Raw genomic sequence first — 14977 nt, forward strand, 5'->3', positions numbered from 1 at the left:
CGGAGCCTGTAATGGGTCAGGCGGTGTTCAGATATCCAGCACGTCGGTCTCGGCGAACTCGGCGCGCTCCTGGATGAAGCGGAAGCGCGCCTCGGGCTTGGTGCCCATCAGCGCATCGACGGCATCCTTGGTGGCGTCCTCGGCCTCGATCACGTCGACCCTGAGCAGCGTGCGCTTCTTCGGGTCCATCGTGGTTTCCTTGAGTTGCGAGGCCATCATCTCGCCCAAGCCCTTGAAGYGGCCGATCTCGACTTTGCCGCGCCCGGTGAATTCCGTTCTCAGAAGCTCGTCCTTGTGGGCGTCGTCGCGCGCATATGCGACCTTGCCGCCCTGCCGGATCGAGTAGAGCGGCGGAACCGCCATGTAGAGATGGCCGCCGCGGATCAGGTTCGGCATCTCCTGATAGAAGAAGGTGATCAGGAGCGAGGCGATATGCGCGCCGTCGACGTCGGCGTCTGTCATGATGATCACGCGGTCGTAGCGCAGGTCCTCGTCGCGGTATTTCGAGCGCGTGCCGCAGCCGAGCGCCTGGATCAGGTCGGAGATCTGCTGGTTGGCGGCAAGCTTGTCGTTGCCGGCGCTGGCGACGTTGAGAATCTTGCCGCGCAGCGGCAACACCGCTTGGCTGGCGCGGTCGCGCGCCTGTTTGGCGGAGCCTCCGGCCGAGTCGCCCTCGACGATGAAGATCTCGGCGCCGGCGGCAGCATTCTGCGTGCAGTCGGCAAGCTTGCCGGGTAGGCGCAGCTTGCGCACGGCGCTCTTTCGCGAGACTTCCTTTTCCTGGCGGCGACGCACGCGCTCGTCGGCGCGCGCGATCACCCAGTCGAGGAGCTTGGAGGCTTCCTGCGGATTGTCGGCAAGCCAGTGATCGAACGGATCGCGGATCGCGCTTTCGACGATGCGCATGGCTTCGATGGTCGCCAGCCTGTCCTTGGTCTGGCCGACGAATTCGGGCTCGCGGATGAACACCGACAACATGCCGGCGGCCGAGATCATGACGTCTTCCGTGGTGATGATCGAGGCACGCTTGTTGCCGATCAGGTCGGCATAGCCGCGAAGCCCTCGCGTCAGCACGTTGCGGAAGCCGGCTTCATGCGTACCGCCCTCGGCCGTGGGAATGGTGTTGCAGTAGGAATTGAGGAAGCCGTCGCCGCCGAACCAGGTCACCGCCCATTCCAGCGAACCGTGGCCGCCTTGCCGGTCGCTTTTCCCCGCAAAGACCTCGCGCGTGACCTGGAACTCGTCGCCGAGCGTGGCCTTCAGGTAATCCTTCAGGCCGCCGGGGAAATGGAACTCGGCCTTGGCCGGGGTCTGGTCCTTCTCCTTGATCAGCGACGGATCGCAGGTCCAGCGGATTTCGACGCCGCCGAACAAATAGGCCTTCGAGCGCGTCATGCGGTAGAGCCGCGCCGGCTCGAAGGCGGCGCCCTTGCCGAAAATCTGCTCGTCGGGATGGAAGCGGATTTTTGTGCCGCGCCGGTTGTGCACCTCGCCCAGCTGCTCCAGCCCGCTTACAGGAATGCCGCGCGAAAAGCGCTGGCGATAGAGCTGGCGTCCGCGCGCGACCTCGACCTCGAGATGGTCCGACAGCGCATTGACGACCGAAACGCCGACGCCGTGCAGACCGCCGGAGGTCTCGTAGACCTTGGAGTCGAACTTGCCGCCCGAATGCAGCGTCGTCATGATGACTTCGAGCGCCGGCTTCTTGAATTTGGGATGCGGATCGATCGGGATGCCGCGGCCATTGTCGGTCACCGTCAGGAACCCATCGGCCGAAAGCTCGACGTCAATGAAAGTGGCATGGCCGGCGACCGCCTCGTCCATCGAGTTGTCGATGACCTCGGCGAACAGGTGATGCATCGCCTTGTCGTCGGTGCCGCCGATATACATGCCTGGGCGCCGCCGCACCGGCTCCAGACCCTCCAGCACCTCGATGTCGGCGGCGCTGTAGCTGTCGCTGGCATCACGGGCGGCGGTGGAACGCTTCGCGGCCTGCACCAGCGGATCGACCGGGCGCGACGGCGCGCGCACCGGCTGCGGCTGTTTTTCCAGATTGCCGAAAAGATCGCTGTTGTCGTCCATGCTGGCCATTAAGTCCGGTAATGCGAATCACTGCTCGATACTGCCACGCTTTTGGCGGGCGAACGAGGTTCCTGTTCCGTTCAGGGATTCAAAGTCTCCCTTATTCTAAAACCATTCGATAACCAAGCCGCCGGAAATAGGGCGGTCCCCGTACCCCGGGATTCCTGATTCTTTAACAATGACGCCTAGCGTGGGCGGCAACAAACAAAAGACCACGTGGCATCGGGGGTTTCGGCGTGAGAGGCAGGGCCATAACCATGATCGGCATTGCGGCCGTTTTCGGCGCGATCTCGATCTTTGCCGCGGACTTCTGGGTCAAAAGCCAAGCGAAAGCCGAGTCCGAGCAGAAAGTGGCATCGGTGACGCCACAGCAGCCCAAGGTCGAGTTCAAGACAATCGTTGTGGCGAGCGCGCCGCTGCGCTACGGCATGCAGCTTGACAAGTCTCAACTCACCGAAATTCCGTGGCCGCAGGATTCCCTGCCGCAAGGCGCCTTCCCGACCATCGAAAAGCTGCTTGCCGAAGGCAGCAGGGTGGTGCTGTCACCGATCGAAGTCAACGAGCCGGTGCTGCTCACCAAGCTGTCGGGGCCGAACGGCCGCGCGACGCTCTCCAACGTGCTCTCGCCAGGCATGCGGGCCGTCACCATCCGCACCGACGAGATCGCGGGTGTCGGCGGCTTCATCACGCCGGGCGACCGGGTCGACGTCGTTCTCACGCGCGATGCGGGCGAAATCCAGGAAGTGGCCAAGAACGCGCAAGGGGCATCCGGCTCGACCGTCACGTCCGAGATCRTCGTTTCCGACGCCAAGGTGCTGTCGGTCGGGCAGGGCGCGGACGAGCGCAAGACCGCGCCGCAGGTGGYCAATTCGGTGACCATCGAAGTGACGAATGAGGGGGCGCAGAAAGTCGCGCTTGCCCGCACCGTCGGCACCCTGTCGCTGTCYTTGYGTTCCGCGGCAGATGCCAGCACCTCCAATTCGGGGCTCACCACCATCTCCTCCTTCGGCGGTTCGGTTGCCGCCAGCGCGCAGGCAAGCGCAGCCTCGCTGGTCAACGCGGTGGTGAAGGAGCCGGAAGAGCCAAAATTCAAGACCGTGATCGTGACGCGCGGCACGCAGGCCGAGGAATACAAAGTTCCTTCCAAGCAAGCCGAGGAATCCGAAGTTCCTTCCAAGGAACAGCTACAGTAGCCGGTGGGGACCGGTCGGGGACGGGACAATGCCTGTGTTGAACAAGAAACGGACGGCGATAGGCCTGCGCCTTCTGCGTGCAGTGGCGGCGGGCGCCTTTCTGGCGACCGCCGGAATGCTTGCCTTTGGGGCGCCGGCCCACGCCAATAACGACGTCGTCTATGTCTCGGCCAGCAAGAACGCTTCGATCAAGGTCGCCAAGGGCAAGCCGAGGACGATCATGACGAGCGCGGCCTTCTACCAGATCGTCGTCGGCGATCCGGAGATCGCCAACGTCAATCCGCTGACCGACAAGTCCTTCTATGTTCTGGGCAACAATCTCGGCACCACAGGGATCGCGCTGTTCGACCAGAACAAGCAGCTCGTCGGCACAATCGACATCGAGGTGACGCTGGACACCGACCAACTCGCCAACACCATCCGCGCCAGCGTGCCGGACGCCAAGATCAGGGTCGGTTCGGCCAACGGTCGCGTGGTGCTGTCGGGCGAGGCCGAGGATGCAGTCGCAGCCGAGAAGGCGAGCAAGATCGCCTCGCGCTTCTCCGGCAACGAGGAAGTGATCAACTCGGTCAACATCTCGTCCTCGCAGCAGGTCCAGCTCAATGTCCGCTTCGTCGAGATCAACCGCCAGGCAAGCCAGGACCTTGGCGTCAAATATGCCGCCAATTTCGCCTATGGCATCAGCGGCCGCAACGTCATCATCGATCCCGGCACCGTGACCGGGGCAGGCACAGGCGAGATCATCGGCCGACTGCTCTCCAACGGCGTTTCGATCGACATCGCCATCAAGGCGCTGGAAGAACGCGGCCTTGCTCGACGGCTGGCCGAGCCGAACCTGATCGCCCGTTCCGGGCAGACGGCGAGCTTCCTTGCCGGCGGCGAATTCCCGATCCCGGTTTCGGAGGACAACGGCAAGATCAGCGTCACCTACAAGAAATACGGCGTCGGCCTCGATTTCACGCCGACCGTGCTCAAGGATGGGCTGGTCAGCCTCGACATCGCGCCGGAGGTCTCCTCGATCGACCCGTCCGCCTCCATCGAAGTCAGCAGCGGCATTTCCATTCCTGCTTTCATCGTGCGCCGTGCCAAGACATCGGTCGACCTGAAGAACGGCCAGAGCTTCATGATCGCCGGCCTTTTGCAGTCACAGAACGACGTCACCACCTCGCGCCTGCCGGGTCTCGGCAAGCTGCCGGTGCTGGGGCCGCTGTTCTCCTCGAAATCCTATCAGCGGCGCGAGACCGACCTGGTGATCATCGTCACGCCTTATCTGGTCAAGCCGGTCGACCCGTCGAAGAAGATGGTCGAGCCGACCGACGGAACGCGACCGCCGAGCAATGCCGATTATTTCCTGAACAATACCGAGGAAGTGAGCGCTACGGCGCCGAAGCGCCCCCTGGCGCTGGCCGACGGCAGTGCCGCGCGCCCGGTCGCCGCGACGACGTCCGGCCACTTCCTCGACCTGCCGAAGGACTGACCCATGCGCGTGGCTCCTTGCATCGCTCTGCTGCTGGCCGGTGCCCTCGCCGGATGCACCAGCGACGACTATGTGCGCACCGAAGGCGTGACGCCGGCGGCCGGCAACGCGCAGGCATCCAACACGGTCATGCAGATGGTCGATCCCTGGCAATACGGCGTCCAGAACACCAGGCTTCTGGTGCCGGCTCAGGCGACGAGCTCCACGGTCAGCACCGTTGCCGCGAAAGCCGGCCCGGCGCCGGCATCATCGACATCGGCATCAACGACTTCCGAGTGATGGGCTGACGACCATGGCATCCGGAACAAAGACCAAGAAGATCCTGCTCGTTTCCACCGACAGGGCGTTTTTGCAGGATACGCGGACGGCCTTCGCAGCCTCCGAGGTGATCGAGATTTCGACGGTCGAGAAGAGCGTCAACGAACTCCGCGGCGAGGCTCTGGAAGCCGATTTCGGCACCGTCATCGTCGATATGGATGCGGCCAAGCTCGAGGAGATCGAATCGCTGCAGCGCATCATGCGCCGGCTCGAAGRCCGTGTTCCTGTCGTCGTCGTCACGCAGGAATTCAATGCGGCGGCCGTGCGCATCCTGGTGCAGCTCAAGGTCGCCGATTTCCTGGTGAAGCCGATCACCACCGCCGATCTGGTGYGCTCGGTCATCCGCGCGCTGCAAGGGCCGGGGCGGGAGGAAAATTCCGAGTCGCAGATCTACACTTTCATGCCGGCCGCAGGCGGCGTCGGCACCACAACGCTTGCCCTGCAGACTGCCTTCCAGCTGCATCATTCGGTGACGCGCGGCGCATCGACCTGCGTGGTCGACCTCAACTTCCAGCAGGGCGCCTGCGCCGAATATCTCGACCTCGAGCCGCGCTTCGACATCACCGAAATCGAGAACCAGCCCGAACGACTCGACCGGCAGCTGCTGGACGTGATGCTTTCCAAGCATGCGAGCGGGCTTTGCGTGCTTGCAGCACCGACGCGCCCGTCCGAAATGCGCTCGTTCAAGACCGATGTCGTGGTGCGCATGCTCGATCTCGTGGCGGCCTATTTCGACAATGTCGTCATCGACATGCCGCGCACCTGGTTCCCATGGACCGAGACGGTGCTGCTCGGCTCCAACAAGCTCTATATCGTGACCGAGATGACCGTACCCTGCCTGCGTCACACGCAGCGCCTCATCCAGGCCATCTACGAGACGGTTGGCAAGGAAGTGAAACCCAACGTCATCGTCAACCGCTTCGAGCAGAAGATGTTCGACAGCGGCATCAAGCAGGCCGACGTCCAGGAAATACTCGGCGAGCATTTCGTCGGCGGCATCTCCAACAATTACCGGCTCGTGCGCGAGGCCGTCGACCGCGGCGTGCCGCTGCACGACATCGATCCCAACGCCAATGTCGTCAACGACTTGAAGAAGATCATCCTGCCTGAGGAGGCGGTCGCTACGACCGCCAAGTCGAAATCACTTTTCGGCCTCGGCAAAGGCTTCCTGAAGAGGAAAGCAGGATGAGCAGCCGCTTCTCCAACCTGCAGAATCGTGACGTTCGCCCACAGCGGCCGCCCGAGCCTGCGCCCGTTCAGCACCATGCCGTGGTCATTCCGACGACCCGCAAGCCCGCTGCGCCGAAGGCGGAAGCGGCGCCCGCCAAGAGCGCCAACAAGGTGCTCGACGCGCGCGTTCGCATCCACCGCATGCTGCTGGAGGAGATCAACCTCGTCGCGCTCGAGCGCCTGCCGAAGGATGAGATGCGCCGGCAGGTCCACGACTTCGTGTCCGAAAAGACGCGCGAGGAGCGGATGGCGATCAACACCGCCGAACTCGACGCTTTGGTCGACGACATCGTCGACGAGATGGTCGGGCTCGGCCCTTTGGAGCCGCTGCTCAAGGATCCGGAGATCAACGACATCCTGATCAACGGCCACCAGAACTGCTTCGTGGAAAAACGCGGCAAGCTGCAGCAGGTCCACATCCCGTTCAAGGACGAGGCGCATCTGCTTCGAATCATTAACAAAATCGTCGCCGCCGTCGGACGCCGCGTCGATGAATCGCAGCCGATGGTCGACGCCCGCATGCTCGACGGCTCGCGCTTCAACGCCGCCATCCGGCCGGTCGGCGTCGACGGGCCGCTGGTGTCGATCCGCAAATTCTCCAAGAACAAGCTCGGCCTGCACAAGCTGGTCGAATTCGGCGCCATCACCCAGAACATGGCCGAGGTGCTGGCGGCGGCCGTGCATGCCCGCAAGACCACGATCATCTCGGGCGGGACCGGCACCGGCAAGACGACGATGCTCAACGCATTGTCGGCCTTCATTCCCGAGGACGAGCGCCTGATCACCATCGAGGACGCCGCCGAGCTGCAATTGCAGCAGCCGCATGTCGCGCGCATGGAAACGCGCCCGGCCAACATCGAAGGCCATGGCGAGCTCAAACAGCGCGACCTGGTCAAGAACGCGCTGCGCATGCGGCCCGACCGCGTCATCCTCGGCGAGTGCCGCGGCGAGGAGGCCTTCGACATGCTGCAGGCGATGAACACCGGCCATGAAGGCTCGATGGCGACCATCCACGCCAACACGCCGCGCGATGCCATCTCGCGCCTCGAACAGATGCTCGGCATGACCGGCATGYCGATGACCGTGCAGTCGATCCGCAGCCAGATCGCCAGCGCCATCGACWTCATCGTGCAACTGACGCGCCTTTCCGACGGCAAGCGCAAGGTGACCAGCGTCGCCGAGGTGACGGGCATGGAGGGCGACGTCATMCAGATGCAGGAGATCTTCCGCTTCGTCCGCACCGGCATGGAAGCGGACGGCAAGATCGTCGGCCATTTCGAGGCCACGGGCATCCGCCCGCGCTTCCTCGAGGACCTGCGCAACATGGGCATCGAATTTCCGGGCAAATATTTCGAACCCGGCCGGCCGCAGGAGTAGCCGGTGTTCGAGGGGTTCAGCCCGATCTATGCCGTCTACGCCGCGGCGGCGCTCACCGGCATCATGATCGCCGAAGGCTGCTACCTGCTCTATGCCGGCCGCAGCGACAAGCGCACGGCGATCAACCGCCGCATGAAGCTGGCGGAAAACAAGATCAGCCAGGAGCAGGTGCTGATCCAGCTGCGCAAGGAGCGCGGCCTCGAAGGCCGCAGGTCCGTGTTTTCCCTGGACGCCTTTCGCGCTCTGCGCACGCAGTCCGGCATGATCATGCCGCTGCCGAAGTTTCTCATGATCACCTCGGGCGCGGCTTTCGCGCTGGCGCTTGTCGCCGTCTGGTACGGCTTGCCTTTGCTGATGGGCCTCATCCTTTCTCTGGTGCTGTTGCCGATCTTGCCGGTGATGGCGATGCGCACGCTTCGCAAGCGCCGCCACAAAAGGTTCGGCGTGCAGTTGCCGGAAGCGCTGGAGCTGATCACGCGCGGGCTCAAGGCCGGCCATCCGGTGCCGGTGGCGATCGCGATGGTGGCGCGCGAAATGGCCGATCCGATCGGCACCGAATTTGGCGTCGTCGCCGACGAGGTGACCTATGGCTCGGATCTGGTTTCGGCGCTGAACAACCTGTTCGACCGGGTGGGCCATGAGGACCTGCCGCTGTTCGTCACCGCCGTGTCGATCCAGAGCGGCTCGGGCGGCAATCTGCGCGAAATCCTGGACGGGCTGTCGTCGACCATCCGTGAGCGCGGCAAATTGCGGCGCAAGGTGCGCGCCATTTCGACCGAAGGCCGCATGTCGGCCTACATCCTGACCGCTGTGCCAGTGCTTTTGTTCACCGCCATCATGGTCCTCATGCCGCAGTTCTACCGGGACGTCTGGGGCGTGCCGAAGACCTGGTACATGCTGGGCGGCTCGATCGCCTGGCTGCTGCTCGGCAACGCCATCATGTTCAAGATGTCGAATTTCAGGTTCTGAGATGGAAGACGTGATCCGCTTCCTCGCCTCGCTCGCGCCGACATCGCTGATGCCGGTGGCGATGCTGCTGCTGATATCGGGCGCGGGCGCGGTGGCCTGGCCGCTGGTCGTCGCCAAGGGCGACCGCAACGAGGTCAAGCGACGGCTGAAGCTCGAGGCAGGCCAGCCGGCCGAGCAGGCGGAGCCGGCACCCAGGAAGAATACCAGCGCCGTGCGCGAGAAGGCGGTGAGGCGGGCGCAAGAATTCTATGCCAAGAGCGATCCGGAAAACGTCGCGCGGCTGCGCTTGAAGCTCATCCAGGCGGGCTACATGGAGCCGCGCGCCGTCGGCATGTTCTTCCTGATCCGTTTTGCCGCGCTGGTGGGGGCAGCGCTCGCCGCATTCCTGATCAATCATTGGGCGGCCAGCGCCGAGTCGACCATGACCAGCCGCTGGACCTTCGTCATCCTGTCGGGAGCCGCCGGCTATTTCCTGCCGGGCCTGATACTGACGCAGAAGGTGCGGGAAAAGATGCGCGAATACCGCAACGGCTTTCCCGACTTCATGGACCTGATGATCGTCTGCTCCGATGCCGGCATGAGCATGGAGGCCGGCATCGAGCGCGTCTCGAAGGAGCTGGCCAGGACCTATCCGTCGCTCAGCCTGAACCTGCAGATGGTGTCGCTGGAACTGAGAGCCGGCCGCAGCCTCGACGACGCGCTGAAGGCGCTTGCCGACCGTCTCAGCCTCGACGAGGTGCGATCCTTCGCAACGCTGTTGCAGCAGTCCAAGGAGCTCGGCACCAGCCTGTCGGGCGCGCTGCGCGTCTTTTCCGACGAGATGCGCCACAAGCGCATGTCGCTGGCCGAGGAGAAGGCGCACGCCTTGCCGGCCAAGATGTCGGTGCCGGTCACGGTCTGCATCCTGCCTGTGGTGCTGATGGTCGCCATTATTCCGATCGTCGTTAAGATGACGGCTGGCCCGTAAGCGGCAGTTTTCTGCACGTCCGGCCTTCGCCGGCCGAAGCACTCATGAGTGGCGTGGCAATCAAATTATGGCTACGGCCGGCGTCRGCCGGTGCCCACGTACCTAAAGTACGCTCCGCTCCGGGTTCTGGGAAACCACCGCTTTGGTCGCTTCGTGCCCGCGTTCTACTCCGGCTCGGCCTGACCTCAATCTCAACATGCCTCTAGGTCCGATCTTGGCGCTGGTTAACGCACGCTTTCAGTGCAAGAAAAATTTAGCTGCATTTCGGCACCGAAGGTTAATCGCTGTGCGTTATGGTCATTGCCGAAGAACGACCCGGCAAATCGGGCGATGGGGCAGGGGCATGCGTCACGGACTTCCCACGGCAGCGGCGTTGGCGGCCGTTTTGATGATTAYCGGCTGCACGACGAACAACAACGTCGACGCGACCAAGACCACCGCGATCCAGCCGAGGGCCAAGGATGTCAGCGCCGCCGACCTGGCGGAGGGCAAGGCGCAGTTCCGTGAAGCGAATTTCGGCCTTGCCGAACAGCATTTCCGCAAGGCTGTGGAGCTCAAGGCCGACAATGCGGAAGCCTGGATGGGGCTCGCCGCTTCCTATGACGAGCTCGGCCGCTTCGACTTCGCTGACCGCGCCTATGACCAGTTGCTGCGGGTGGCCGGGCGCAGGCCGCAGATCCTCAACAATATGGGCTATTCGCAGCTCCTGCGCGGCAACAAGAAGAAGGCAAGGGCGCTGCTGCTGGAAGCCAAGGCCGGCCTGGCCGACCAGACGGTGGTCAATGCCAATCTCGCCCTGCTCGACAAGGGTTGATCAAGTTTCTGTGAGTTTGTTCCTGACTGCAGTTTCTCGTGAAAGTCGACGTTTTGTAAACCTTGTATCGAAGTGAAGTCGAGGCTGCAGTCGAAAATGGTTTTCGGCAAGCCTTGGCGACTTACAATACATCCAGCGGCGGCCTTCCGAGGGACGGTTCTTTACCGATGTTGGATTTCAGTTCGCTTCTGCTTGCGGCGGCGCTGTCGGGTGYATGCCTCAGCGTCACCTTGTTTGCGATCTGGTTCACGGCGCCGCGGGCGCGTTTTCTCCTGACCGTTGCCTGCGGCATGCTCGTGCTGGTCGCGCATGTCGTCCTGTTCTGGCGTTACACGAAGGACGCCGACCCCTGGCTCTGCCAGGTCGTGCTGGCGCTGCTCACTTCAGGATTCCTCCTCATCTGCCTTTCAGCCATGCAGTATCTTGGCTTTGGCAACTACCGCCGCGCCGTCGTGCCGACGCTTGCGGCGATGGCTGCCTGCGCTATCGTCACTTATCTCGGCTTCGACGGCATCGGCTTCGAGATCAGCTATCTGGCGGTGACGATACTGCTCGCCGCAATCGGAACAATGTTCTGGATGAAGGGCGACCACGACCGCCGGATCCTGCTCGTCGTTTCGTTCCTGAGCGGCGCCTGCGGCGTGTCCTTCGCGCTGTGCTGCCTGGCGCTGCTCATCCACGGGCAATGGGTTCTTGGCGCTGCGCCGGACAACTGGGCCGAGCGATTGAATTCCGTCGTCGCGGTCGCTTGCATGACCGGCCTCGGGGCACTGACGCTTTCGCTGCACCATCTGCAGGCGCAGATCGAGCTCAAGGCAGAGACGATGACCGATCCGTTGACCGGCCTGATGAACCGCAGAGCGCTCAACGAGCTTTATGGCGATCGCAGCTTCGGTCCATTCATGGCGATCGCCATGTTCGACCTCGACCATTTCAAGACGACCAACGACGTTTTCGGCCATCCTGTCGGCGATCAGGTGCTTTGCCGGTTCGCGGCGGTGATCAAGAAATACGGCAGGACCGGGGTCGACGCTTTCCGGCTGGGCGGCGAGGAATTCGCGATCGTCATGTCGCGCATGACACCGGAAAAGGCGCACGACATGGCAAGCAGGATCGGCGTCGCGTTCGGCACCGAGGTCGTGCGAACCCATCGCGGCCAGTTGCGCAGCAGCGTCAGCGGCGGCATGGGCTTCGGCTCGGCCGAGGGCCGGATCCTGGACGAGGTCCTGGCTGAGGCCGATGCCGCGCTCTATGCGGCCAAGCGCTCCGGGCGGAACTGCGTGATAAACCAGCGCAAAGCAGGCCAGCCCGATAGCGGGCCGGCCCTGCGCTCGGCTTGACCTTGCTTGCCCGCTACTCGGCGGCGCCGAGATATTCCGTGAGCGGCGGGCACGAGCAGACCAGGTTGCGGTCGCCGGCGACATTGTCGATGCGCGATACCGGCGGCCAGTATTTTGCCGACAGATCGGCGTCGCCTGCCGGATAGGCTGCCTCGAGCCGTGAGTAGGGATGCTTCCACTCGCCCGCGAGTGCCTCGGCGGCGGTGTGCGGGGCATTGACCAGCGGATTGTCGGCCAACGGCCATTCGCCCTTGGCAACCTTCGCCGCCTCGCCGGCGATCGCGATCATCGCCTCGCAGAAGCGGTCGAGCTCTCGCTTGGGTTCGGACTCCGTCGGCTCGACCATCAGCGTGCCCGCAACCGGGAACGACATGGTCGGCGCGTGGAAGCCATAGTCGATCAGGCGCTTGGCGATGTCGTCGACACTGATGCCGGCGCTGTCCTTGAGTACGCGGGTGTCGAGGATGCACTCATGGGCGACGCGATCGCTTCTGCCCTTGTAGAGGACCGGAAAATGCGGCGCGAGCCGCGTCGCCACGTAGTTGGCGGAAACGATTGCCGTCTCGGTCGCCTGCTTCAACCCGGACGCGCCCATCATACGGATGTACATCCAGGTGATCGGCAGGATGGATGCGCTGCCGAAGGGGGCCGCTGCCACCGCATGCGCCGAGCCTTCCGTCACATGGCCCGGCAGATAGGGCTTCAGATGCGCCCTGACGCCGATCGGGCCGACGCCCGGGCCGCCGCCGCCATGCGGGATGCAGAAGGTCTTGTGCAGGTTCATGTGGCAGACATCGGCGCCGATGTCGCCCGGGCGGGCGAGGCCTACGAGGGCGTTGAGGTTGGCGCCGTCGAAATAAACCTGGCCGCCATGCTCGTGGATGAGGGCGCAGAGATGGCGCGCGCCTTCCTCGTAGACGCCATGCGTCGAGGGGTAGGTGAACATCAACGCCGCGAGATCCTTGGAATGCTCGTTGGCCTTGGCCCTCAGATCGTCCATGTCGATACTGCCGTCGTCGGTGCAGCGGACGACGACGACGCTCATTCCCGCCATTGCAGCACTCGCCGGATTGGTGCCGTGCGCGGAGGAGGGAATCAGGCAGACGGTGCGGTGGCCTTCGCCGCGCGCGCGGTGGTAGGCGCGGATGGCGAGAAGCCCGGCATATTCACCCTGGCTGCCGGCATTGGGCTGCAGGCTCACCRCGTCGAAGCCGGTGATCTCCGAAAGCCAGGCTTCGACGTCGCCGATCATGGCGTGGTAACCGGCCGAATGGGCGGCCGGCGCGAAGGGATGCAGGTTGGCGATGCTCGGCCAGCTCACCGGCATCATCTCGGCGGCGGCGTTGAGCTTCATCGTGCAGGAGCCGAGGGGAATCATCGCGCGGTCAAGCGCGAGATCCTTGTCGGCCAGCCGGCGCAGGAAGCGCATCATGTCGGTCTCGGAGCGGTTCTCGTGGAAGACCGGCTGAGTGAGGAACTCCTTGCCGCGCGGCTTGCCTGGCATCGATGCAGCTTCCGCGGGGCCCGGCTTGGCGCCGAAGAGACCTGCGATCGCCTCCAGATCGGCTTCCGTCGAGGTCTCGTCGAAAGCGATGCTGACGCGGTCGGCATCGATGACGCGCARCAGCCTGCCGGTTTTTTCGGCGGCCGCGGCAATTGCCGCGGCCTTGCCGTTCACTTCGGCCGTCACTGTGTCGAAGCGGTGTGTGCCGGCCACTGAGACACCCGCTGCCTTGAGGCCCGCCGCGAGGCGGCTGGCGAGGGCGTGGACGCGCTCGGCGATCGCCTGCAGTCCGGCGGGGCCGTGCCAGATCGCATAAGCCGTCGCCATGTTGGCGAGCAGCGCCTGCGCGGTGCAGATGTTGGAAGTCGCCTTGTCGCGGCGGATGTGCTGCTCACGCGTCTGCAGCGCCAGCCTGTAACCCGGGCGGCCCTTCGTGTCGGTCGACTGGCCGACAAGGCGGCCGGGCATCAGACGGGTGAGCCTGTCGGAGACGGCGCAATAGGCGGCGTGTGGGCCGCCAAAGCCCATCGGCACGCCGAAGCGCTGCATCGTGCCGACGGCGATGTCGGCGCCGAGCTTCGCCGGAGCGTCCGTCAGAGTAAGCGCAAGCGGATCGGCGATGAAGACCACCAGCGCGCCGACGGCGCGAGCCTTCTCGATCGCCGCCTTGTGGTCGCCATAGACACCAAAGGTGTCCGGCCAGGAGACGAGAAGCGCGGCGGTATTGTCGTCGATCGTCTCACCGTCGACTTCGGTGCCGAGCGGTTCGGCACGGGTTCGCACGACATCCAGGGTCTGCGGATGCGGCGTGCCGGCGAGCGCCACCTTGGTGCGCTTGTCGCGGTGATGGCGCAGCGCAATCCCCACGGCTTCGGCGACGGCGGTCGCCTCATCGAGAAGCGAGGCCGACGCCACAGGAAGGCCGGTCAATTCAGTGACCAGGGTCTGGAAATTGAACAGCATTTCCAGCCGCCCCTGGCTTATCTCGGCCTGGTAGGGCGTGTAGGCCGTGTACCAGGCCGGATTCTCGAACATGTTGCGCTGGATGACCGGCGGCACATGGACGCCATGATAGCCGGCGCCGATGAAGCTCTTCAGCACCGTGTTCTTCGCCATGATCGCCGACAATTCGGCCAACGCCTGCGCTTCGCTCGCCGGCGCCGGCAAGTCCAGCGGCTGATCGAGGCGGATCGATCTCGGCACGGCCTGGCTGATCAGCGTCTCGACGGACGGAACGCCGATGGCCGCCARCATGGCTCTGACATCGTTGAGGCCGGGGCCGATGTGGCGGGCCGAGAAGGGGATGGGTGCTGCGGTCATTTTCCTGGTCCTGGTATCAGCCGATATGGGCCTTGTAGGCGGCCTCATCCATGAGGCTGTCGAGCTGGCTCGTGTTGGAGAGCTTCATCTTCCAGAGCCAGCCGTCGCCGGTCGCCGCCGAATTGACCAGCGAAGGGTCGGCCGACAGTGATGTGTTGGCTTCGATGATCTCGCCGTCGACCGGCGCGTAAACATCCGACGCCGCCTTGACGGATTCCACGACCACGGCAGTGTCGCCCTTGGCGAGCTTGCGGCCGATTTCCGGCAGTTCGACGAAGACGAGGTCGCCGAGCTGCTCCTGCGCGTAGTCGGTGATGCCGACGGTGGCGATGCCGCCTTCGACGCGCAGCCATTCATGGTCTTCTGTGAAATAGGTGTTTGCCATC

Annotated in this window: 12 protein-coding genes; 9 read left to right on the top strand and 3 right to left on the bottom strand. The window is 64.0% G+C overall.

Annotated features, from left to right (window positions below):
- Window positions 1-27: 27 nt before the first annotated feature.
- Complete coding sequence (parE, locus tag ORS3428_RS09395) at window positions 28-2082, bottom strand: DNA topoisomerase IV subunit B (protein ID WP_071096812.1); 2055 nt, start codon at window positions 2080-2082, stop codon at window positions 28-30.
- A 257-nt stretch (window positions 2083-2339) separates the two neighbouring features.
- Here parE and cpaB point away from each other — a divergent pair, with 257 nt between their 5' ends.
- The 9 genes from cpaB to ORS3428_RS09440 all read left to right on the top strand — a co-directional run bounded on the left by cpaB (window position 2340) and on the right by ORS3428_RS09440 (window position 11767).
- A complete protein-coding gene (cpaB, locus tag ORS3428_RS09400; RefSeq protein WP_071096729.1) occupies window positions 2340-3275 on the top strand; it encodes a Flp pilus assembly protein CpaB in 936 nt (311 codons plus the stop codon).
- Window positions 3276-3390: 115 nt separating this feature from the next.
- Complete coding sequence (locus tag ORS3428_RS09405; protein WP_244507908.1) at window positions 3391-4752, top strand: type II and III secretion system protein family protein; 1362 nt, start codon at window positions 3391-3393, stop codon at window positions 4750-4752.
- Between the two features lie 3 nt (window positions 4753-4755).
- Window positions 4756-5031, top strand: a complete 276-nt coding sequence (locus ORS3428_RS09410) for a hypothetical protein (RefSeq protein ID WP_071096733.1) — start codon at window positions 4756-4758, stop codon at window positions 5029-5031.
- Between the two features lie 13 nt (window positions 5032-5044).
- Window positions 5045-6259, top strand: a complete 1215-nt coding sequence (locus ORS3428_RS09415; protein WP_071096735.1) for an AAA family ATPase — start codon at window positions 5045-5047, stop codon at window positions 6257-6259.
- Window positions 6256-7677, top strand: coding sequence for a CpaF family protein (locus ORS3428_RS09420; protein ID WP_071096737.1), 1422 nt, complete (start codon window positions 6256-6258; stop codon window positions 7675-7677). Before ORS3428_RS09415 ends, ORS3428_RS09420 begins: the two co-directional genes overlap by 4 nt.
- A 3-nt stretch (window positions 7678-7680) precedes the next feature.
- A complete protein-coding gene (locus ORS3428_RS09425; protein ID WP_071096739.1) occupies window positions 7681-8646 on the top strand; it encodes a type II secretion system F family protein in 966 nt (321 codons plus the stop codon).
- 1 nt (window position 8647) lies between these two features.
- Window positions 8648-9613, top strand: a complete 966-nt coding sequence (locus tag ORS3428_RS09430; protein ID WP_071096741.1) for a type II secretion system F family protein — start codon at window positions 8648-8650, stop codon at window positions 9611-9613.
- A 343-nt stretch (window positions 9614-9956) separates the two neighbouring features.
- Window positions 9957-10427, top strand: a complete 471-nt coding sequence (locus tag ORS3428_RS09435; RefSeq protein WP_071096742.1) for a tetratricopeptide repeat protein — start codon at window positions 9957-9959, stop codon at window positions 10425-10427.
- Between the two features lie 167 nt (window positions 10428-10594).
- On the top strand, window positions 10595-11767 hold the full coding sequence (locus ORS3428_RS09440; protein WP_071096743.1) for a GGDEF domain-containing protein: 1173 nt from the start codon (window positions 10595-10597) through the stop codon (window positions 11765-11767).
- Between the two features lie 13 nt (window positions 11768-11780).
- On the opposite strand, the gene gcvP is transcribed toward ORS3428_RS09440, so the two are convergent.
- Both gcvP and gcvH read right to left on the bottom strand, forming a co-directional pair.
- A complete protein-coding gene (gene gcvP, locus ORS3428_RS09445; protein ID WP_071096744.1) occupies window positions 11781-14591 on the bottom strand; it encodes an aminomethyl-transferring glycine dehydrogenase in 2811 nt (936 codons plus the stop codon).
- Window positions 14592-14607: 16 nt separating this feature from the next.
- Entirely contained in the window at window positions 14608-14976 is a 369-nt protein-coding gene (gene gcvH / locus ORS3428_RS09450; protein ID WP_071096747.1) for a glycine cleavage system protein GcvH, read from the bottom strand.
- Between the last annotated feature and the right edge of the window lies 1 nt (window position 14977).

This window comes from Mesorhizobium sp. ORS 3428, assembly GCF_001854785.1.
GTDB lineage: Bacteria > Pseudomonadota > Alphaproteobacteria > Rhizobiales > Rhizobiaceae > Mesorhizobium.

Bases quoted from the DNA above. Each gene is read 5' to 3' on its own strand.
- ORS3428_RS09430 (WP_071096741.1), top strand. From the start codon at position 8,648: ATGGAAGACGTGATCCGCTTCCTCGCCTCGCTCGCGCCGACATCGCTG.
- ORS3428_RS09405 (WP_244507908.1), top strand. From the start codon at position 3,391: ATGCTTGCCTTTGGGGCGCCGGCCCACGCCAATAACGACGTCGTCTAT.
- gcvH (WP_071096747.1), bottom strand. From the start codon at position 14,976: ATGGCAAACACCTATTTCACAGAAGACCATGAATGGCTGCGCGTCGAA.
- ORS3428_RS09410 (WP_071096733.1), top strand. From the start codon at position 4,756: ATGCGCGTGGCTCCTTGCATCGCTCTGCTGCTGGCCGGTGCCCTCGCC.